General features: G+C 71.9%; 17 protein-coding genes. 4 read left to right on the top strand and 13 right to left on the bottom strand.

The annotated features are described in order from the left end of the window. Positions 1 to 52: 52 nt before the first annotated feature. The 11 genes from ACZ42A_RS33310 to uvrC form a co-directional block, all read right to left on the bottom strand. Positions 53 to 1,297: an MFS transporter gene (locus ACZ42A_RS33310; protein WP_468531037.1), complete on the bottom strand. Its 1,245-nt coding sequence runs from the start codon at positions 1,295 to 1,297 to the stop codon at positions 53 to 55. A gap of 157 nt (positions 1,298 to 1,454) precedes the next feature. Beyond that, complete coding sequence (locus ACZ42A_RS33305) at positions 1,455 to 1,790, bottom strand: RNA polymerase-binding protein RbpA (protein ID WP_003957010.1); 336 nt, start codon at positions 1,788 to 1,790, stop codon at positions 1,455 to 1,457. 225 nt (positions 1,791 to 2,015) lie between these two features. Then, entirely contained in the window at positions 2,016 to 2,243 is a 228-nt protein-coding gene (gene secG / locus ACZ42A_RS33300) for a preprotein translocase subunit SecG (protein ID WP_468531218.1), read from the bottom strand. Positions 2,244 to 2,371: 128 nt separating this feature from the next. Beyond that, positions 2,372 to 3,148, bottom strand: coding sequence for a triose-phosphate isomerase (gene tpiA / locus ACZ42A_RS33295; protein WP_468531036.1), 777 nt, complete (start codon positions 3,146 to 3,148; stop codon positions 2,372 to 2,374). Positions 3,149 to 3,154: 6 nt separating this feature from the next. Continuing rightward, positions 3,155 to 4,366 (bottom strand): phosphoglycerate kinase, encoded by a 1,212-nt coding sequence (locus ACZ42A_RS33290; RefSeq protein WP_468531035.1) that lies wholly within the window; start codon positions 4,364 to 4,366, stop codon positions 3,155 to 3,157. Positions 4,367 to 4,539: 173 nt separating this feature from the next. Continuing rightward, complete coding sequence (gene gap, locus ACZ42A_RS33285) at positions 4,540 to 5,547, bottom strand: type I glyceraldehyde-3-phosphate dehydrogenase (protein ID WP_468531034.1); 1,008 nt, start codon at positions 5,545 to 5,547, stop codon at positions 4,540 to 4,542. A 207-nt stretch (positions 5,548 to 5,754) separates the two neighbouring features. Then, positions 5,755 to 8,709 carry a M14 family metallopeptidase gene (locus tag ACZ42A_RS33280; protein WP_468531033.1) on the bottom strand — a complete coding sequence of 985 codons (2,955 nt, stop codon included), beginning with the start codon at positions 8,707 to 8,709 and terminating at the stop codon, positions 5,755 to 5,757. A 145-nt stretch (positions 8,710 to 8,854) separates the two neighbouring features. Further along, positions 8,855 to 9,844, bottom strand: coding sequence for a DNA-binding protein WhiA (whiA, locus tag ACZ42A_RS33275; protein WP_043499846.1), 990 nt, complete (start codon positions 9,842 to 9,844; stop codon positions 8,855 to 8,857). Further along, a complete protein-coding gene (locus tag ACZ42A_RS33270) occupies positions 9,835 to 10,902 on the bottom strand; it encodes a gluconeogenesis factor YvcK family protein (RefSeq protein WP_468531032.1) in 1,068 nt (355 codons plus the stop codon). The genes whiA and ACZ42A_RS33270 overlap by 10 nt, the downstream gene beginning before the upstream one ends. Further along, on the bottom strand, positions 10,899 to 11,918 hold the full coding sequence (rapZ, locus tag ACZ42A_RS33265) for an RNase adapter RapZ (protein WP_468531031.1): 1,020 nt from the start codon (positions 11,916 to 11,918) through the stop codon (positions 10,899 to 10,901). Before rapZ ends, ACZ42A_RS33270 begins: the two co-directional genes overlap by 4 nt. Then, positions 11,915 to 13,993 carry an excinuclease ABC subunit UvrC gene (uvrC, locus tag ACZ42A_RS33260; RefSeq protein WP_468531030.1) on the bottom strand — a complete coding sequence of 693 codons (2,079 nt, stop codon included), beginning with the start codon at positions 13,991 to 13,993 and terminating at the stop codon, positions 11,915 to 11,917. Before uvrC ends, rapZ begins: the two co-directional genes overlap by 4 nt. A 305-nt stretch (positions 13,994 to 14,298) precedes the next feature. On the opposite strand from uvrC, the gene ACZ42A_RS33255 reads away from it, so the two are divergent. Beyond that, a complete protein-coding gene (locus ACZ42A_RS33255) occupies positions 14,299 to 15,255 on the top strand; it encodes a hypothetical protein (protein ID WP_468531029.1) in 957 nt (318 codons plus the stop codon). Between the two features lie 22 nt (positions 15,256 to 15,277). Here ACZ42A_RS33255 and ACZ42A_RS33250 read toward each other — a convergent pair whose 3' ends face one another. After that, complete coding sequence (locus ACZ42A_RS33250) at positions 15,278 to 15,703, bottom strand: Rieske (2Fe-2S) protein (RefSeq protein ID WP_468531028.1); 426 nt, start codon at positions 15,701 to 15,703, stop codon at positions 15,278 to 15,280. A 235-nt stretch (positions 15,704 to 15,938) separates the two neighbouring features. Between ACZ42A_RS33250 and ACZ42A_RS33245 the strand changes: the two genes are divergently transcribed. Together ACZ42A_RS33245 and ACZ42A_RS33240 are read left to right on the top strand one after the other, a co-directional pair. Beyond that, positions 15,939 to 17,015 (top strand): LacI family DNA-binding transcriptional regulator, encoded by a 1,077-nt coding sequence (locus ACZ42A_RS33245; RefSeq protein WP_468531027.1) that lies wholly within the window; start codon positions 15,939 to 15,941, stop codon positions 17,013 to 17,015. After that, positions 17,012 to 17,929, top strand: a complete 918-nt coding sequence (locus tag ACZ42A_RS33240) for a carbohydrate kinase family protein (RefSeq protein WP_468531026.1) — start codon at positions 17,012 to 17,014, stop codon at positions 17,927 to 17,929. Before ACZ42A_RS33245 ends, ACZ42A_RS33240 begins: the two co-directional genes overlap by 4 nt. A 34-nt stretch (positions 17,930 to 17,963) precedes the next feature. Here the strand turns inward: ACZ42A_RS33240 and ACZ42A_RS33235 are convergent, their stop codons facing one another. Then, complete coding sequence (locus ACZ42A_RS33235) at positions 17,964 to 18,827, bottom strand: helix-turn-helix domain-containing protein (RefSeq protein ID WP_468531025.1); 864 nt, start codon at positions 18,825 to 18,827, stop codon at positions 17,964 to 17,966. Positions 18,828 to 18,927: 100 nt separating this feature from the next. On the opposite strand from ACZ42A_RS33235, the gene ACZ42A_RS33230 reads away from it, so the two are divergent. Then, entirely contained in the window at positions 18,928 to 19,497 is a 570-nt protein-coding gene (locus ACZ42A_RS33230) for a YceI family protein (RefSeq protein ID WP_468531024.1), read from the top strand. Positions 19,498 to 19,634 lie beyond the last annotated feature (137 nt).

Raw genomic sequence — 19,634 nt, 5'->3', positions numbered from 1 at the left:
GTCCGACGTCAGCCTTCTTTCGTGCCTGTTCCAGCCGTTCCAACCTAATTGATCAGCGCGCGGCGTGAGCCGTCGTGGCGTCGTCGTCCGGCGCAACAACAGGTACGTCCGCCTTGCGCGCCGGTATCAGCGAGGTGACGGACAGGATGAAGAAGGCGGCGGCGAGCAGCGCGGGGGTGTTGAGTCCCCAGGCGGTGGCGACGGCTCCGCCGAGCAGCGCACCCAGCGGTGCCCCGGCGACGGCGAGGGTACGGAAGGCCGAGCTGACGCGTCCGAGCATCTCGGCGGGGCTGCGCCGCTGCATCAGTGTCGTGGTGTTGACGTTCCACACCATGCCCATGCATCCGAAGACGGCCATGGCGGCCACCACGGCGACCAGGCTGCGCACCGAGCCCATCACGACGAGCGCACCGATCTGCACGGCCCCGGCCAGCAGCACCGCGCGCATGCGTCCCACGCGGGCGACAAGCCGGCCGTTGACCGCTGCCCCGGCCAGGTTGCCGACGGTGTACGCCGTGGCCGCCGCCGCGTATCCCGCGGCGCCGGCGTCCAGCCAGCCGGTCACGAGGACCACCAGGGTGGCGATGAGCGCGCCCATGCCGATGTTGCACAGGGCCGTGGCGGCGCACAGCCCCCGCAGCGCGCCGTCACGCCAGAGGTGGCGCAGTCCGTCCGCGATCTCCCGGCGCAGGGTGCTGCCCGGGGGTCTCGGCTTCCGCTCGGGTGCGGTGGTCCGCAGTGAGGCCACCAGCGCGGCGGCGGCCAGGAAGGTCGCGGCGTCGGCGGCGAACGGTACGGCGGCCCCGGCCGTCAGCAGCAGCGGCGCGGCGGGCCCGCCCAGCAGGCCGCCCGCGATGCGCTGGCCGGTCATCAGGCGCGCGTTCGCGCCGTCGAGCTCCGCGTGGTTCACCAGGGCGGGCAGCAGGGCCGTGGAGGCGTTGTCGAAGAGGGTCTGCAGGGTGGTGAGGATGACGGCCAGTGCGATGAGCAGGGCGATCGAGGCATGACCGAGGGCGACGGCGGCCGCGAAACCCGCGACCAGCAGCCCTCGTACGGCATCCACCGTCCACATGGCGCGCCGCTGGTCCACGCGGTCGGCGACGGCGCCGCCGAGCAGCCCGAAGACGATCCACGGCAGATAGCCGCAGGCGGTGACCGAGGCGACCAGCAGCGGCCGGTCCGTCAGTGTCACGGCGAGCAGCGGCAGGGCGGCCGTACGCAGGGAATCCCCGAAACCGGAGAGCACGGCGGCGGTCCACAACCGCCCGAATCCCCCACGCCACGCGGGCGCACGCACGCCCACCGCCTCAGCCGTCGCCACAACTCCCCCTCGCGATTCGCCCGATGCACAAACCGTAGAGGGCACCACTGACAATCGGTCCGCGAGCGGTCGGCCACCCGTGGGGAAACGGCTCCGGCCAGGCACCTCGCGGTACCCGGCCGGTCGTCAAGTCCTAGATCTCGCCCCGGAGTTTGGCGAGCGCCTCGGCGAGAATGGCCTCGCCGTCCGCGTCGCTGCGCCGCTCCCGGACGTACGCGAGGTGCGTCTTGTAGGGCTCGGTGCGCGGCGGGTCCGGCGGATTGTCCCGGTCCTGTCCGGCCGGGAAGCCGCAGCGCGGGCAGTCCCAGGTGTCGGGGACCTGCGCGTCACTGGCGAAGCTCGGCTGCGTCTCATGCCCGTTGGAGCACCAGAAGGAGATGCGCAGACGCGGCGCGGACTCACCGCGCTCCGCCTCACCCATCGGCCCCGCCCCGACCCGGCTTCCTCGGATCGCGTTGCCACTTGCCACGGTCGTAACTCCCTGCGTGATGGTGCCGCGAAGCGCGTCGGCGTTTCGCTTCGCTGCGAGCGCCCCAGTCTACGTAAGGCCCAACGCGCGTCCAGTGATTGGAGTTACAGACCCCTCACATAGACGCAAGCCCCATGATAGGCCGCGCCCGAAGGTGCGTACCGAACATGGGGCGTTACGTGCGGAATCGTGCTGACCTGCGGGATGTCGGTCGGTCGCCGGACGTCAGCCGACCTTCATCAGGATGCCGAGTACGACAATGCACGCGAACCACAGCAGACCGACCACGATGGTGATCCGGTCGAGGTTGCGCTCGGCGACCGAGGAGCCGCCGACGGACGACTGCATACCGCCACCGAACATGTCGGAGAGGCCGCCGCCCTTCCCCTTGTGCATCAGCACCAGCAGCATCATCAGCAGGCTGAAGACGATCAGGGCGATCGAGAACCCCATAACCACGGCTGGACCAACTTCCTCGGCTTCGGATGAACGACGGGGGCCGGGCCTCGTCCTGTGAGCCTCACGCTCACTTTCTGAGCCCGACCCCCGCAAGGGTACGACGTATCGCCGCTACCGCATACTCACTGGTCGCGGAAGCGCACGATCTTGACGAACTCGTCGGCGTCCAGCGAGGCGCCGCCGACCAGGGCGCCGTCGATGTCGGCCTGCGCCATGATCTCGGCCACGTTGCCGGCCTTGACGGAGCCGCCGTACTGGATGCGGACCTTGTCGGCCACGTCCTGGGAGTACAGCTCGGCGATCTTGCCGCGGATGGCGGCGCAGACCTCCTGGGCGTCCTCGGCGCCGCAGACCTTGCCGGTGCCGATGGCCCACACCGGCTCGTAGGCGATCACGATGGTCTCGGCCTGCTCGGCCGGGAGGTCCTTCAGACCGCCCTCGACCTGGGCCAGGGTGTGCGGGACGGCGTTGCCGGCCTCGCGCACCTCCAGCTCCTCGCCGACGCACATGATCGGGGTGAGGCCGTGCTTGTAGGCGGCCTTGACCTTGGCGTTGACGATCTCGTCGGTCTCGGCGTGGTACTGGCGGCGCTCGGAGTGGCCGATCGCCACGTAGGTGCACTTCAGCTTGGCCAGCATCGGGCCGGAGATCTCGCCGGTGTAGGCGCCGGAGTCGTGCGCCGAGATGTCCTGGGCGCCGTACTTGATCTTGAGCTTGTCGCCGTCGACCAGGGTCTGCACGGAGCGCAGGTCGGTGAAGGGCGGCAGGACGGCGACCTCGACGGCCTCGTAGTCCTTGTCGGCCAGGGCGAAGGCGAGCTTCTGGACGTGGGCGATGGCCTCGAGGTGGTTGAGGTTCATCTTCCAGTTGCCCGCCATCAGCGGCGTACGGGTGGTCATGCGGGGTCAGTCCTCCAGTGCGGCGAGGCCGGGGAGCGTCTTGCCCTCGAGGTATTCGAGGGAGGCGCCGCCTCCGGTCGAGATGTGGCCGAATGCCTTCTCGTCGAAGCCCAGGGTGCGGACGGCCGCGGCGGAGTCGCCGCCGCCGACCACGGTGAAGCCCTGGGAGTCGACGAGGGCCTGGGCGACCGCCTTGGTGCCCTCGGCGTAGTCGGGGTGCTCGAAGACGCCCATGGGGCCGTTCCAGAAGACGGTGGCGGCGTCGGCGAGCTTCGAGGCGTACAGCTTGCGGGTCTCCGGACCGATGTCCAGACCCTCCTGATCGGCGGGGATGGCGTCCGCGGCGACGGTGGTGGGGTTGGCCGGGGCCTTGGTCTTGAGGTCGGGGAACTCCGGGGAGACCAGGACGTCCACCGGCAGGACCAGCTCGACGCCGTTCTTCTCGGCGCGCTCCATGTACTCGGTGACGGCCGGGATCTGGTCCTCCTGGAGGAGGGAGATGCCGACTTCGTAGCCCTTGGCCTTGAGGAAGGTGTAGGCCATGCCACCGCCGATGAGCAGGCGGTCGGCCTTGCCGAGGAGCTGGTCGATGACGGCGAGCTTGTCGGAGACCTTGGCGCCGCCGAGCGCGACGACGTACGGCCGCTTGACGTCCTCGGTGAGCTTCTTCAGGACGCCGACCTCGGTGGCGATGAGGTGGCCGGCGTAGTGCGGCAGGCGGGCCGGGAGGTCGTAGACCGAGGCGTGCTTGCGGTGGACGGCGCCGAAGCCGTCGCCCACGTAGACGTCGGCGAGGGCGGCCAGCTGGTCGGCGAAGGCGGCGCGCTCGGCGTCGTCCTTGCTGGTCTCGCCCGCGTTGAAGCGCAGGTTCTCGATGACGGCGACCTGGCCGTCGGCGAGGCCGGCGACGGTGGACGTGGCGGCGTCGCCGACCGTGTCGCCGGCGAAGGCGACGTCCGCGCCGAGCAGTTCGCCGAGCCGGGCGGCGGCCGGGGCGAGCGAGAAGGCCGGGTCCGGGGCGCCCTTGGGGCGGCCGAGGTGCGAGGCGACGACCACGCGGGCGCCCGCCTCGGCGAGGGCCTTGACGGTCGGCAGGACCGCGCGGATGCGGCCGTCGTCGGTGATGGTGGTGCCGTCCAGCGGCACGTTGAGGTCGGCGCGGACGAAGACCCGCTTGCCCGCGACCCCTTCGGCGAGGAGTTCGTCGATCGTCTTCATGTCAGGGGACTCCTGAGGAGGCTCGTTCTGCTCGTGACCGGATGGCTCGTGACCGGTGACCAGGCCTGATCCTAGAGAGGAGGGCCGGTCGCGACGTGAGTCAGGGCCCGGGCCGCGCGTCCCTGCGCCTGGCCCGAGCCCTGCTCTCACTTCAATGTGTCCGCTTCAGCCGATCAGAGCTGGCCGCCGACGAAGACCGTGAGGTCGACGAGGCGGTTGGAGTAGCCCCACTCGTTGTCGTACCAGCCGATGACCTTCACGTTCTTGCCCTCCTGGACCATGGTCAGGGAGGAGTCGAAGGTGCAGGACGCCGGGGCGTTGACGATGTCCGAGGAGACGATCTCGTCCTCGGTGTACTCGAGGATGCCCTTCAGCTCGCCCTCGGCGGCCTTCTGGAAGGCGGCGTTGATCTCTTCCTTGGTGACCTCGCGGGACAGCTCGACGACGAGGTCGGTGACCGAGCCAGTGGGGACCGGGACGCGCATGGCCATGCCGTCCAGCTTGCCCTTGAGCTGCGGCAGGACCAGGGCGGTGGCCTTGGCGGCACCGGTGGTCGTCGGAATGATGTTCTCGGCGGCGGCACGGGCGCGGCGCAGGTCCTTGTGCGGGAAGTCCAGGATGCGCTGGTCGTTCGTGTACGCGTGCACCGTCGTCATCAGGCCCTTGACGATGCCGAAGTTCTCGTCGAGAACCTTGGCCATCGGCGCCACACAGTTGGTGGTGCAGGAGGCGTTGGAGATGACGTGGTGGTTCGCCGGGTCGTAGGTGTCGTGGTTGACGCCCATGACGATGGTGACGTCTTCGTTCTTCGCCGGGGCGGAGATGATGACCTTCTTGGCGCCACCGTAGATGTGCTTCTCGGCGTCTTCCTTCTTGGTGAAGATGCCGGTCGACTCGATGACGATGTCGACGCCCAGCTCGCCCCACGGGATGTCGGCGGGGTTGCGCTCCGACAGCACCTTGATCGTCTTGTCGCCGACGGTGATGGTGTCCTCGGTGTGCGAGACCTCCTGCTTGAGGCGGCCGAGGATGGTGTCGTACTTCAGCAGGTGAGCGGTGGTCGCGGTGTCACCCAGGTCGTTGACAGCCACGATCTCGATGTCTGCACCCTGCTCCAGCAGCGCGCGGAAGTAGTTACGACCGATGCGGCCAAAGCCGTTGATGCCTACGCGGATCGTCACGAACCGATCTCCTCGTTGGTACGCCGGCTCCGTTGTCGCCGGCGAGCTCTATTTGGGATGTCCCCGACCGCCTCCGACCCTACCTCCCCGGAGCCTCCGGAGTGACATCGAGACGGCCCATACACGGCACGCCGGTCCGTACCCGCCAGTAGGGGTACGGACCGGCTCAACTGTGGCAGGTCCCGCTCAGGTGCGCTCAGTCGGTTTTCAGTCGTCGAGCGCGGTGAGCGCCCGGCCGATCAGCTTCGTGCGGTCGGCCGCCGCGGTGACGTGTTCCAGGCCGAAGCCCAGCAGCACGGTGTCGTCCGTGGTGACCGCGCCGTACGTCTTGAACAGCTCCCCGGACAGGCCCCAGTCCTTCACCACGGCGGGGCTGCCGGGGGGCGGGCCGGGGGTGCTCCAGGCGCCGAGCGACGTCTCGAAGCCGTCCGTCTGCCCCGCCGCGCCGCCGATGACGACAGTGGCGTTGTCGGCGAGCACACCGTGGCCGCCGGAGCCCGGGTCGGTGATGTAGCCGAGCGACAGCTCCACCGTCTTCCCGGCGTACGCGGAGAGGTCGAAGGAGACCTCCTGCCAGCCCGCGGAGGCGCCGGTGAAGCTGTTCCAGGAGCCGCTGGTGCCGGTGGGCGTACACCCGCCGTCGCCGAGCGTCAGATACCGCTTGAGGGCGGGGTGCGCCTGGATGAAGTACCCGGCCTCGCACTCGGCGGGCACGGCGGTGCCGGTGGCGCCGCCCGCCTCCGGGAGCGTGGTCCAGTCGTTCCCGCCGGCGGTACGGGCCTCCAGCACCGCGTGGTCGTAGCCCTCCTCGGTGTCCCACAGCAGGCGGGTGCGCAGGGTCGGCTTGTCGGAGGCGCTGACACCGGTGAGGTCGACGGTGCGGGTGAGGCGGTTCCAGGCGTAGTCGGAGTGCGTGACGGCCGCCATGGAAGTGCCTTCGTACGGCCCGTACGGGTTGACCGTGCCCGGGTACTGACCGGCGCCCGCGCTGTCGAACTGCGGGAACGTCTCAGCGGGCAGCGTGTCGGAGGTGACGCCGAACGAGCCGGCCGTGTTCAGCGGGTTGCCGGGCGCGTCGCCGAGCGAGGCCTTGAGGCCCGCGAGCGAGCCGGCGCCGTCGAAGCCGGTGACCTTCGGCAGGGTCGTACGGGTGTAGGCGCCCAGGTAGTACTGGCTGAAGTCGTTCGACAGGGTGCCGCCGCCGAGGTCGACGGAGCCGCCGGCCGTCTCGCCCGCCTCGATCAGCTTGCCGCCCTCATTGAGGTGGGCGCGCAGCTCCAGCTGGGTGGCGTTGCCGGGGCGCACGGCGCCCGTGTAGTGGACGACCTTCTCGAAGTGGCCGAGCACGCCGAGCGCGTCGGGCGCGCCCTGCGTGGCCACGTCCCAGACGACGGCCTTCTCGCCGTTGGCCTTCAGCGCGTCCACGTAGGCCTGGGCGTGGGTCGCGGTCTGGCCCTCCTCGGCGACGACGAGGACGTCCGCGCGGGGGCGTTCGGCGACGGTGTAGGTGAAGTGCTCGCTCTCGGTCGGCTTTCCGGACCTGGTCTCGCCGGTGAACCAGACCTCGACCTTGTCGCCCGGGTCGCCGTCGGCGACCTTCGCGCGGTACTCGTCGAAGTACAGGTTGTCCTCGCCGCCGTAGGTCTCGCCGCCCTTCCAGGGCCGCAGGGCCATGTCCTCGACGCGGCCGCCGTTGACGCGGTACTTCAGCTCCTTGTCGCGTACCGACCTGCGGACGACGACGGAGACCTCCTGGTCGGCGCCGCGCGAGTAGGAGGTGGTGAACGCCGCCGGGGTGAAGTCGGGGGCGGCCATGCCGACCGCGGACTTCGGCTGGTCGGGGCGCGCGGCGGACTCGGCGACGGAGAGCGCGAACGGGATGTTCTTCTCGAACTCCTGCTGGATCAGCTTCTCGTCGTCCGGGAAGGTGAAGATCGACGCGCAGTCCTCGGGCTTCCAGGCGTCGTTCGGGTCGGCGTTGGACGCGGTCTGGCAGGTCGACATCTCCGGGGTGAACATCGCGATGCCGTTGACGTTGGCGGCGTGGCCGTCCGCCTCGCCGTTGGTGGTGTACAGCTCGGAGGAGACCTGCGGGTGGTAGCCCGGGATCGCCGGCTTCTCGGGGGTGCCGGCGAGCGCCTTGTAGAGCACGTCGTCCGGGGTCTCGGTGGCGACCTGCCAGCCGACGCCGTAGAGGATCAGCTCGGCGGCGGAGTGGTAGTTGATGCCGTACTCGAAGCCGATGCGCTTCTGGAGGGCGTCCAGGGCCTGGGTCTCGGGCTCGGAGTTCGGGCCGGCGCCGCGGTAGGTCTGGCTGGTGGGGTACGGGGACGAACCCTCGTCGTCGTAGCCCCACTTGTAGGCGAAGTTGCGGTTGAGGTCGACGCCGTCGCCGATCGTGTGGGCGCCGTCGCCGTTGATGTCGCGCATGTTCTTGCGCCACTGGCGGTCGCCGTCGGGGGCGTGCGTGAAGTCGTAGCCGTCCGGGTTGGCGGAGATGACGAACCACAGTTCGGTGGTGTCGACGATCTTCTTGATGCGCTTGTCGGTGCGGTAGTTGTCCAGATAGTGGTGCATCAGCCGGCGGGTCATCTCCGGCGTGATCCACTCGCGCGCGTGCTGGTTGGACAGGTACAGCACGGCGGGCCTGGCGCCGTCCTTGGTCTTCCTGGCGTTCTTGGTGAGCTTCAGGGCGAGGATGTCCTGCCCCTGGAGGGACTTGCCGATGGAGACCACCTTGGTCAGGCCGGGGTGCTGCTGCCCCGTCCTGATGATCTCCTCCTTGATGTTGTCCGGTCCGCTGTACGGGCGGTAGACGCCGTCCCCGGCGGCGGCCACGCGCGCGCGTGCCGTGGCGGAGAGCGTGTGCTCCTCGAGGTCGACGCCCTTCTTCTCCAGCTGTGCGGCCTGTTTGTCGGTGAGGTAGACCTCGACGGAGGCGGTGCCCCGGTCGGGGGCCTGCTCGCCGAGTTCGTGGGCGTCCTGCCCGGCCGCGAGAAGCAGCGGGATCTGCTGCTTGGTGACCTCGGCGCGGAAGACCTTGACCTCCTCGGCGTCGGATCCGGAGGAACGTCCGTGCTGCGCCTGGGCGATGGGTGCGATGCTCGCTCCGCCGATGAGGAGCGTGCCGATAGCGAGGATCGATCTCGCTCTGTGTCTCATGAACCCCCCTGCTGGTGGTTCGCCACAGCGGCGAATAGGTGCCAGGCTCATGACACTTCATGATCGAGTCAAGGGTGCCGCAACGACGCGAACACGCCGGTGCCGACGCCCGTTCGGACGTCGGCACCGGTGTGTTGACGGAGGATCAGCCCGCGAGGTTGTCGGCCAGCTCCTCGGTGAGGTTGGCCTCCGTGCCCGGGATGCCCAGGTCGGCGGCGCGCTTGTCGGCCATCGCCAGCAGGCGGCGGATACGGCCCGCCACGGCGTCCTTGGTGAGCGGCGGGTCGGCGAGCGCGCCCAGCTCCTCCAGGGAGGCCTGCTTGTGCTCCATGCGCAGCCGGCCGGCGGCCGCCAGGTGCTCGGGGACGTCGTCGCCGAGGATCTCCAGGGCGCGCTGGACGCGGGCACCGGCGGCGACGGCCGCGCGGGCCGAGCGGCGCAGGTTGGCGTCGTCGAAGTTGGCCAGCCGGTTGGCGGTGGCCCGCACCTCCCGGCGCATCCGGCGCTCCTCCCAGGCCAGCACCGACTCATGGGCGCCGAGCCGGGTGAGCAGGGCGCCGATCGCGTCGCCGTCCCGGACCACCACGCGGTCCACGCCGCGCACCTCGCGGGCCTTCGCGGCGATCGACAGCCGGCGGGCGGCGCCGACCAGGGCGAGCGCGGCCTCGGGGCCCGGGCAGGTCACCTCCAGGGAGGAGGAGCGGCCGGGCTCGGTGAGCGAGCCGTGCGCCAGGAAGGCCCCGCGCCAGGCCGCCTCGGCGTCACAGGTCGCCCCGGAGACCACCTGCGGGGGCAGACCGCGGATCGGGCGACCCCGGCCGTCCACCAGGCCCGTCTGCCGGGCCAGCTGGTCGCCGCCCGCGACCACCCGCACCACGTAGCGCGAGCCGCGGCGCAGCCCGCCCGGGGCCATCACGATCAGCTCCGAGCTGTGCCCGAAGATCTCCAGGATGTCCCGCTTGAGCCGGCGGGCCGCCATCGCGGTGTCCAGCTCCGCCTCGATCACGATGCGCCCGCTGACCAGGTGGAGGCCGCCGGCGAACCGCAGAATGGCGGAGACCTCCGCCTTCCTGCAGCAGGTCCGGGTGACGGGGAGCCGGGAGATCTCGTCCTTCACCGCTGCCGTCATCGCCATGGGCCGATCCTTCCATGCATCCGAAAAATACGGTCGTACGCGGCGGCCAGCAGCTCGGGGTCGTGCCGCGGAGTTCCGTCCCTCCGGGCCACCGGCGCCAGCTCGACCGCGGCCCCGAAACGCTTGGCGGCGTCGGTCAGCGAGTCGCGGTCGGGCACGGCGGCCTCGTCGGCCAGCACCACGTCCAGGGCGAGTTTAGGGGCGTGTCGTCCCAAAACCTCCAAATGACGCTGCGGGGAGAAGCCGTCGGTTTCCCCGGGCTGCGGGGCGAGGTTCAGGGAGAGGACGCGGCGGGCCTTGGTCTCCATGAGGGCGTCCAGCAGCTCGGGCACGAGCAGGTGCGGGATGACCGAGGAGAACCAGGAGCCGGGGCCGAGCACCACCCAGTCCGCGTCCAGCACGGCCGCGACGGCCTCCGGGACGGCGGGCGGGTCGTGCGGGACGAGGTGCACGGACTGCACCTCGCCCGGGGTGAGGGCGACCGTGGCCTGCCCGCGGACGGTGTCGACGTCGTCCGGCCGGTCCGGGTCGTGACCCTTGACCAGGGCCTGGAGCTCCAGCGGTACGGCCGACATGGGCAGCACCCGGCCGTGCGCGCCGAGCAGCTTGCCGACCAGGTCGAGGGCCTGGACGTGGTCGCCCAGCTGCTCCCAGAGGGCGACGATGAGCAGATTGCCGACCGCGTGGTCGTGCAGCTCGCCCTGGGACTGGAAGCGGTGCTGGATGACCCGGGCCCAGGTCTGGCCCCAGTCGTCGTCCCCGCACAGCGCGGCCAGCGCCTTGCGCAGGTCGCCGGGCGGCAGCACGCCCAGCTCGTCGCGCAGGCGCCCGCTGGAGCCGCCGTCGTCGGCCACGGTGACGACGGCGGTGAGGTCGCCGGTGATCCGGCGCAGCGCGGCGAGCGAGGCGGACAGGCCCATGCCGCCGCCGAGGGCGACCACCTTGGGCTGGGCGCCCCGCCGGCGCGCCCTGCCGCCACGGGGCTCGGCGGACCGGCCGCCGCGCCCCTCGGGGAGCGCCCGGCGCAGCCTGCTCAGCCGCGGAGTACGTCCGGTCATTCGCGTCCCATGTCCCGGTGCACGACCACCGTCTCCACGCCCTCGGCCGCGAGGCGGGCGGCCAGCTTCTCCGACATGGCGACCGAGCGGTGCTTGCCGCCGGTGCAGCCGACCGCGATGGTCACGTACCGCTTGCCCTCGCGGCGGTAGCCCGTGGCGATCAGCTGGAGCAACTCGGCGTACCGGTCCAGGAACTCCTTGGCGCCGGGCTGGTTGAAGACGTAGCCCGACACCTCCTCGTTCAGACCGGTGAACGGGCGCAGCTCCGGGACCCAGTGCGGGTTGGGCAGGAAGCGGCAGTCGACGACGAGGTCGGCGTCGACGGGCAGGCCGTACTTGTACCCGAAGGACATCACGGTGGCCCGCAGCTCGGGCTCCTCCTCGCCGGCGAACTGGGCATCCATCTTGGCGCGCAGCTCGTGCACGTTGAGGCTGGAGGTGTCGATCACCAGGTCGGCGTCGCCGCGCAGCTCGCGCAGCAGCTCGCGCTCGGCGGCGATGCCGTCGACGATCCGGCCGTCGCCCTGGAGCGGGTGGGGGCGGCGCACCGACTCGAAGCGGCGCACCAGGGCCTCGTCGGAGGACTCCAGGAAGACGATCCGCCGGGTGACGCCCCGGGTGTCGAGGTCGGCCAGGGATTCGCGCAGATTGTCGAAGAAGCGGCGGCCGCGCACGTCGACGACGACCGCGATCCGCGCCACGTTGCCCTGGGAGCGGGCGCCCAGCTCCACCATGGTGGGGATCAGGGCGGGCGGCAGGTTGTCGACGACGAACCAGCCGAGGTCCTCCAGGCACTTCGCAGCGGTGGAGCGGCCGGCGCCGGACATGCCGGAGATGATCACCAGCTCGGGGATGGCCGCCTCGGGGACGCCGGTGGCCTCGGCGCCCGTGGTCGCCTGTGCGCCGTTGCCCTGGGCGGGCTCACGGGTCTGGTCGTCGCCGGTCTCCTGGCGCGTTTCCTGCGCGTCGGCCGTCTGTTCCGGCCGCGCGGTGGGTTGTGTCTCGTGCTCGGTCATGTCTCCTGCCCCCGTCGCTCGTCCGGGGCGCCCGTGGGCACGGGCTCCCCTGGGGCATCCGCCGTCGTCTCGGGTGCCCCGTCTTCCACGTCATCCATGATCTCTCCAGTCGCCGTGTTCACGGCGGGCGCGGCCGGAGCCGCCTGGGCGAGGGCCGCGGCGATCGTCTCGGCCGTCTTGCGGCCTATGCCGGGAACCTCGCAGATCTGGTCGATTGTCGCGGATCGCAGCTTCTTCACCGAACCGAAGTGCTTGATCAGCGCCTGTTTGCGTGTCGCGCCGAGGCCGGGCACGTCGTCCAGCGGGCTCGTCCGGATCCGCTTGGCCCGTTTGCTGCGCTGGTAGGTGATCGCGAACCGGTGGGCCTCGTCACGGACGCGCTGCAGCAGATAGAGGCCCTCGCTGGTGCGGGGCAGGACGACCGGGTCGTCCTCGCCGGGCAGCCAGACCTCCTCCAGCCGCTTGGCGAGGCCGCACACGGCGATGTCGTCGATGCCCAGCTCGTCCAGGGCCCGCTGGGCCGCCGCGACCTGTGGCTGCCCACCGTCGACCACGACGAGCTGCGGCGGGTAGGCGAACCGCTTGGGCCGCCCGTCGTCCTCGGTGAGCGAGGGCGCCTCGTCCGTACCGCCCGCGAGGGCGGGCTCACCGTCCTCGGTCCACTCCCCGGTCCTCTCCTTCTCGGCGAGGTAGCGCCGGAAGCGGCGGGTGATCACCTCGTGCATGGACCGGACGTCGTCCTGCCCCGCGAAGCCTTTGATCTGGAAGCGGCGGTACTCACCCTTGCGCTGCAGCCCGTCCTCGAAGACGACCATGGAGGCCACCACGTCCTCGCCCTGGAGGTGCGAGATGTCGTAGCACTCGATGCGCAGCGGGGCGCTGTCCAGGCCGAGGGCGTCGGCGATCTCCTCCAGGGCACGCGAGCGCGTGGTCAGGTCGGAGGCGCGCTTGGTCTTGTGCAGCATGAGTGCCTGCTGGGCGTTGCGCTGCACGGTCTCCATGAGGGCCTTCTTGTCGCCGCGCTGCGGGATGCGCAGCGAGACGCCGGAGCCGCGGCGGTCGGTGAGCCACTGCTGGACCGGCTCGACCGGGTCGGGCAGCGCGGGGACCAGGACCTCCCTGGGGACGGCGTCGCCGGTCTCCTCGCCGTACAGCTGCTGGAGGGCGTGTTCGACCAGGGCGCCGGTGGTGATCTCCTCCACCTTGTCGGTGACCCAGCCGCGCTGGCCGCGCACCCGGCCGCCCCGGACGTGGAAGATCTGCACGGCGGCTTCCAGCTCGTCCTCGGCGACCGCGATCAGGTCGGCGTCGGTCGCGTCCGCGAGCACGACCGCGTTCTTCTCCATGGCCTTCTTCAGGGCCTCGATGTCGTCGCGCAGCCGGGCCGCCCGCTCGTACTCCAGCTCCTCGGCGGCCTCCATCATCTGCTTCTCGAGACGGCGGAGGTAGGTGCCCGTGCGGCCGGCCATGAAGTCGCAGAACTCGTCCGCCAGCTCCCAGTGGTCGTCGGCGGAGATCCGGCCGACGCACGGGGCGGAGCACTTGCCGATGTAGCCGAGCAGGCAGGGGCGGTCGGTGCGGGCGGCGTTCTTGAAGACGCCGGCCGAGCAGGTGCGCACCGGGAAGACGCGCAGCAGCAGGTCGACGGTGTCGCGGATGGCCCACGCGTGCGCGTACGGCCCGAAATAGCGGACGCCCTTCTTCTTGTGGCCGCGCATCACCTGCACGCGCGGGAACTGCTCGTTCATCGTCACCGCGAGATACGGGTAGCTCTTGTCGTCGCGGTACTTGACGTTGAAGCGGGGGTCGAACTCCTTGATCCAGGAGTACTCCAGCTGCAGGGCCTCGACCTCCGTGGACACCACGGTCCACTCCACGGACGCGGCCGTGGTCACCATGGTGCGGGTGCGCGGGTGGAGGCCCGCCAGGTCCTGGAAGTAGTTGGCCAGGCGCTGGCGCAGGCTCTTCGCCTTTCCGACGTAGATCACCCGGCGGTGCTCGTCCCGGAACTTGTACACCCCGGGGGAGTCCGGGATCTGTCCCGGCTTGGGGCGGTAGCTGGAGGGGTCGGCCATGTCTCACACCCTACTGGCGAGGACTGACACTCCGGCGGGGCCGTGGCCGACACCCGCGGGTTCTCCGAGGTGACGTAGTAGAGGGCGTACTCGCACGGCAGGGGCGAACCTCGGCCAGGAGTGCACCGCGGTTGGGTTTCAGGTGTTGTCGGGGCCTGGTCAACACGCTTCAATGCGGGGGAACTCGGGGCCGTGCAACCACGGCGTACGGATGTGAAGAACCCCCGACGCCGACGGGGGTGGCCCCGCTCGAAACCCGCGCGAACGGTCTGACCACCCGTTGTGAGCCAGAGAAAGGCCCCTGCATGCCGCACGCCACACAGCACGCGGACGCCGCCCCCGACGTCGCCGCCGCGGACCTGGACACGGCCCTGCGAGGCGGCCCCTTCCACGTCGCGCTGCGCGCCGCGATCGCCGCCCGCGGACTGCCCCTGCAACGGGTGCAGCACCATCTGTCGCGGTACGGGGTGAAGGTCGGCGTCACCAGCCTCAGTTACTGGCAGCAGGGCGCCCGCCGGCCACAGCGCCCGGAGTCGCTGCGCGCCGTGCGCGCGCTGGAGGAGATACTCCAGCTGCCCGACGAGTCGCTGATCCGGCTGCTCGCCGAGACCGACGAGCGCTCGGCACGACGGCCCGTCGGCCGCTCCTACCGGTCCCTCGTCGAGGCCTCCGACGTCCTGGACCGGCTGCTGGCCGAGCTGGGCGCCCAGCTCGACGGCGGGCTGCACATGCTCGGCCACCACGAGCGGGTGCGGATCGGGGCGCGCCGCGAGCTGGCGGCGCGCGAGTCGCACCACATCGTCCGCGCGCACCAGGACGGCGTCGACCGTTTCGTCGCCGTGCACCACGGCGACCCGGGGTGCGCGCCGGAGCGGATGACGGTGCACGCCCTGGACAACTGCCGCACCGGGCGCGTGCGCTGGCACGGGGAGACCGGGGTTCTCGTCGCCGAGCTGCTGTTCGACACCCGGCTGCGGGCCGGCGACACCTTCCTCTTCCGGTACGGCGTCGAGGACGGCACCGCGGGGGTGTCGCGCGAGTACGTGCGCGGGTTCGGGCCGGCGGGCGGGCAGTACGCCCTCCAGGTGCGGTTCGACGAGCGTGCCCTGCCGGTGCGCTGCCACCGGTTCACCCAGCACTCGGCGGCGGCACCGCGCAGCGGCCGCCAGGAGCTGGCCCTGACCGGCCGCCACCACTCGGTGCACCTGGTGGAGCCCCGGGTGCGGTCGGGGATCGTGGGGATCGCGTGGGAGTGGGAGTGAGGGTCACGCCGTAAGGGAGGCGTCAGGCCTTCGGGCCTGCGACGATCCTGCCGTTCTCGCTCCTGACCGACAGCTCCGTCAGCGGCACCGTGGCCGGGGGCTGCAGTACCTCGCCGGTGACGGCGTCGAACTCGCTGCCGTGGCAGAAGCACGTCAGTCTGGTACCCGCCAGCTTGCTGATGGCGCAGCCCACGTGCGTGCAGATCGTGCTGTACGCCTTCAGGGCGCCCTTCTCGTCCCGGCTGACCACCACGTTGTGCTCCCGGTACAACCGGGCCACACCCTTCGCCACCTCGCTCTCCGCACCCAGGTCGACCGGCGCGGTGGGCGCGGCCGGGGCGCTGCCCGTCCCCTCCGGGGAGCAGGCGGCGAGGCCGAGCCCGGCGGCGGGGGCGAGCGCGGCTCCGCGCAGGATGGTGCGGCGGCTCGCGGAGGGGCGGGCGGGCATGGGGGGTCTCCACTGGTCTGGGCTGGTTCTGGGCTGGTCGGAAGGCGTGCGGAAGGCACTCGGAAGGCCTGTGGGGCGGTGGGGCCCGGGGCGCATGCCGACGATAACGGGGCCTGGTCCGGTGGTGGCGGGGTGGGGTGGGCGCTAGACGTAAACGCTTGCGCAAGCGTTTACGTCTGCCGTCGGATGGGATACCTTGCCGCGCAGTACGCGAGGAGGACGAGGAGGGGGCCGCATGCCGACCATGGCCGACGTGGCGCGCAGCGCCGGAGTCTCCGTGGCGACCGTCTCACACGTGCTGAACGGCACCCGGCCCGTGCTGCCCCACACCCGTCAGGCGGTCCTGGACGCGATCGACGAGCTCGGCTACACGCCGAACACCCTCGCCCGCTCCCTGGTGACCTCCCGAACCCGGTCCATCGGGCTCGCCGTCTCGGCCATCAGCAACCCGTACTTCACGGAGATCCTGCAAGGCGTCGAGGCCGGCGCCCTGGAGCACGGCTACGGCCTGCTCATCGCCGATCCGCACGAGGACCCCCGGCACGAGCGCAAGGTCGTCCAGCTGCTGCACGAGCGACGGGTGGACGGCATGATCGTCGCCCCGTCCGCCGACCCGCGCGAACTGGTCGCCTACCTGCGCCGCCACGACGTACCGGCCGTCTTCCTGGACCGCGTCGTCGACGACCGCGCGGAGGGTGCGCAGCGGTTCGACCAGGTCTGCGCGGAGAGCGCCGAGCCCATGGCCCGGCTGGTCACCCATCTCGCGGGGCTCGGGCACCGCCGGATCGGCCTGGTCGCGGGCCTGCCCGGGCTGAGCACAACCAGCGAGCGGATCACCGGCTACCGGCACGGCCTCGCGGCGGCCGGGCTGCCCTTCGACGAACGGCTCCTCGTGCACGGCGACTCCGAGTCGGCGGGCGGCGAACGGGCCACCGCGGCGCTGCTGGACCTGGCCGCGCCGCCCACCGCGCTCGTCACCGCCAACAACGCGATGACCATCGGCGCGCTGCGCGCCCTGCGCGAGCGGGGCCTCACCGTGCCCGGCGACCTCGCGCTGGCCTGCTTCGACGACTTCGCCTGGGCGGACCTGTTCTCGCCCCGGCTCACCGCGATCGCCCAGCCCAGCAAGGAGCTGGGCGCCGAGGCGGTGCGGGTGCTCCTGGAGCGCCTCGCCGCGCCGGACCGGCCCGCCCGCACCGTGCGGCTGCCCTGCACGTTCGTCCACCGCACCTCGTGCGGCTGTCCCGACCGGCCGCGGCGGCCGGATTCGTCCGAAGGGCCCGAGCGGCCCGAGAGAGGAGCCGACTCGTGATCGTCGTCGCCGGTGAGGCCCTGATCGATCTGGTACCGCAGGGCACGGGCGCCCTGGCGAGCCTGCGCCCGGCGCTTGGCGGCGGCCCGTACAACACGGCCGTCGCGCTCGGCCGGCTCGGCTCCCCCACCGCCTTCTGCTCCCGCGTCTCCTCCGACGCCTTCGGCGAGGCCCTGCTGGACGGGCTGCGCGGGGCCAGGGTGGACGTGTCGGGCGTGCAGCGCGGTGCCGAGCCGACCACCCTCGCCGTCGCGACGGTCGACGAGCACGGCTCGGCCGCCTACTCGTTCTACGTCGACGGCACCGCCGACCGGCTGTTCACCGCCCCGGCCGCGCTCCCGGCGGACACCCGCGCGGTGTCCTTCGGCACCTGCTCGCTGGTCCTGGAGCCGGGGGCGAGCGCGTACGAGGAGCTGATGCGGACCGCGGCCGGGCAGGGCGTGTTCACCGCGCTCGACCCGAACATCCGCGCGGGGCTGATCCCGGACGCGGACGCCTACCGGGCCCGGTTCCTGAAGTGGCTGCCGTCGGTGACGCTGCTGAAGCTGTCCGAGGAGGACGCGCGGTGGCTGGGCGGCACCCCGCGCGAGTGGCTGGCGGCCGGACCCTCGGCCGTCGTGATCACCCACGGCGGCGACGGGCTGACCGCCTTCACGCGGGACGGCGCCGAGTACTCCGTCCCGGGCGAGAAGGTCACCGTGGTCGACACGATCGGCGCCGGGGACACGGTCAACGCGGCCCTGCTGCACGGCCTGGCCGCCCAGGACGCCCTCTCCCCCGCCGCCCTCGCCGGCCTGGGGGCCGACGGCTGGACCCGGCTGCTGCGGTTCGCCGCGCGCGCGGCGGCGATCACCTGCTCGCGGGCGGGGGCGGAACCACCGTACGCGGACGAGCTGGACGAGCTGGACGGCTGACGTACGACGGCGGGAGGGCAGGAAGGCGGCAGGCTCAGCCCGCTCGGCCCACGGCTCGCAGGGCGCCCGGGTGGCGGCCGTTGAGGCGGTCCAGGGCGGTGGCCGTGGCCTCGTCGGCCGGCAGGTGGACCACGATCCGCTGGCCGTCGTCCGGCAGCGCCAGCGTCTCGTGCAGCAGGCGCAGCGGCCCGGCCTCCGGGTGCTCGACGCGCTGGCCGCCGACCCGCCGCGGGGCCATCGCCAGATCGGCGAACCGGTCGGCGAACTCGGCCCCCGCCGTCACCGTCAGCTCCTCGGCCAGCTCGGCGGCGTACGGGTCCCGCAGGGGCACGTCGTGCCGGAGCTGGGCGACCAGGTTGTCGGCCTCGCGCTCCCAGTCGGGGTAGGCGCCGCGGGCCCGGGGATCGGTGAACAGGTGCCGGAGCAGGTTGGGGTGCTCGCCGTCGAGCACCCCGATCGGGCCGAACAGCCGCGCGTAACCGGTGGTGTGGCCGAGGACGTCGCCGATCCAGTTGAGCACCACGGCCGGGGTGGGCTCCAGGCGTTCGAGGACCGCGCGCACGGTGGGGCGTGGCGTGCGGCTGAGCGGCGGAGCCGCGCCGCAGACCAGCGGGTCGCCGCCGTCCGCCTCCTTGGTCAGACGGCGCAGCACCATCCGGTCCCGCAGGGTGAGGTTCAGCGCGTCGGCGAGGGCGCCGAGGACCTGGGCGGACGGGTTGCGGTCCCGTCCCTGTTCCAGGCGGGTGAGGTACTCGACGCTGATGCCGGCGAGCGTGGCCAGCTCGGCGCGGCGCAGTCCGGGAGTACGGCGGCGGGGCCCGGCGGGGAGGCCGACCTCCTCCGGGGTCACGGCCTCGCGCCAGGTCCGCAGATAGGTGCCCAACTCGTTCTCGCTCACCCTGCGAACGTACCAACGCGCGTGGGCGGGAGGGTGGCCCTGCGACTACCAGGCTTCGCCCGGTCTCCCTGCCCTGCCGCGTGGCCCTCAGGGTGGAGGCATGACGAAGCACAACGACTTTTCGAACACGCTGGCCGTTGCCCCGCTGCCCCTGTCCCCCGGTGACTGGGAGCTGGACCCACTGCACTCGGCCGTCAACTTCACCATCCGGCATCTGGGGATCGCCAAGGTGCGCGGGCGTTTCACCGACGTGCGGGCCGCCCTCACCGTCGGTGAGGTACTGGACGACGTGCGGGTGACCGCCGAGATCGCCCTGGCGTCCATCGACACCGGCAACGCCGACCGGGACGCGCACGTCCGCGCGTCCGACCTGCTCGACGTGGAGAAGCGCCCCACGATGGCCTTCCGCTCGACCCGGGTGTCGGGCGAGGGCGAGGACTGGACCATGGAGGGCGAGCTGACGATCGGCGAGGTGACCCGTCCGGTGACGCTCGCCGTGGAGTTCGGCGGCCTGGTCGACGTGCCGGTCGACGGCAGCCGGCACGCCGGGTTCGAGGCGACGGGCGAGATCCGCCGCACCGACTTCGGCCTGGACTTCGCCCCGGGGCTGCTCGGCGACGTGGTGAAGATCCAGCTCGACATGCAGTTCGTGGAGCCCAAGGGCGCCTGAGGGCCCCGGAGACGCGGGGGGGGGGGGGGGGGGGGGGGGGGGGGGGGGGGGACGGGGGGGGGGGGGGGGGGGGGGGGGGGGGGGGGGGGGGGGGGGGGGGGGTGGGGGGGGGGGGGGGGGGGGGGGGGGAGGGGGTC

It is taken from the genome of Streptomyces sp. NPDC030838, from assembly GCF_055572035.1.
Note: the sequence above shows the minus strand (reverse complement) of the source record. Positions and strands in the feature narration are given on the sequence as shown.

Coding starts and splice junctions, on each gene's coding strand:
- secG (WP_468531218.1), bottom strand. CDS start 2,243: ATGGGGTTCTCGATCGCCCTGATCGTCTTCAGCCTGCTGATGATGCTG.
- tpiA (WP_468531036.1), bottom strand. CDS start 3,148: ATGACCACCCGTACGCCGCTGATGGCGGGCAACTGGAAGATGAACCTC.
- ACZ42A_RS33290 (WP_468531035.1), bottom strand. CDS start 4,366: ATGAAGACGATCGACGAACTCCTCGCCGAAGGGGTCGCGGGCAAGCGG.
- ACZ42A_RS33280 (WP_468531033.1), bottom strand. CDS start 8,709: ATGAGACACAGAGCGAGATCGATCCTCGCTATCGGCACGCTCCTCATC.
- whiA (WP_043499846.1), bottom strand. CDS start 9,844: ATGGCGATGACGGCAGCGGTGAAGGACGAGATCTCCCGGCTCCCCGTC.
- ACZ42A_RS33270 (WP_468531032.1), bottom strand. CDS start 10,902: ATGACCGGACGTACTCCGCGGCTGAGCAGGCTGCGCCGGGCGCTCCCC.
- rapZ (WP_468531031.1), bottom strand. CDS start 11,918: ATGACCGAGCACGAGACACAACCCACCGCGCGGCCGGAACAGACGGCC.
- uvrC (WP_468531030.1), bottom strand. CDS start 13,993: ATGGCCGACCCCTCCAGCTACCGCCCCAAGCCGGGACAGATCCCGGAC.
- ACZ42A_RS33255 (WP_468531029.1), top strand. CDS start 14,299: ATGCCGCACGCCACACAGCACGCGGACGCCGCCCCCGACGTCGCCGCC.
- ACZ42A_RS33250 (WP_468531028.1), bottom strand. CDS start 15,703: ATGCCCGCCCGCCCCTCCGCGAGCCGCCGCACCATCCTGCGCGGAGCC.
- ACZ42A_RS33245 (WP_468531027.1), top strand. CDS start 15,939: ATGCCGACCATGGCCGACGTGGCGCGCAGCGCCGGAGTCTCCGTGGCG.
- ACZ42A_RS33230 (WP_468531024.1), top strand. CDS start 18,928: ATGACGAAGCACAACGACTTTTCGAACACGCTGGCCGTTGCCCCGCTG.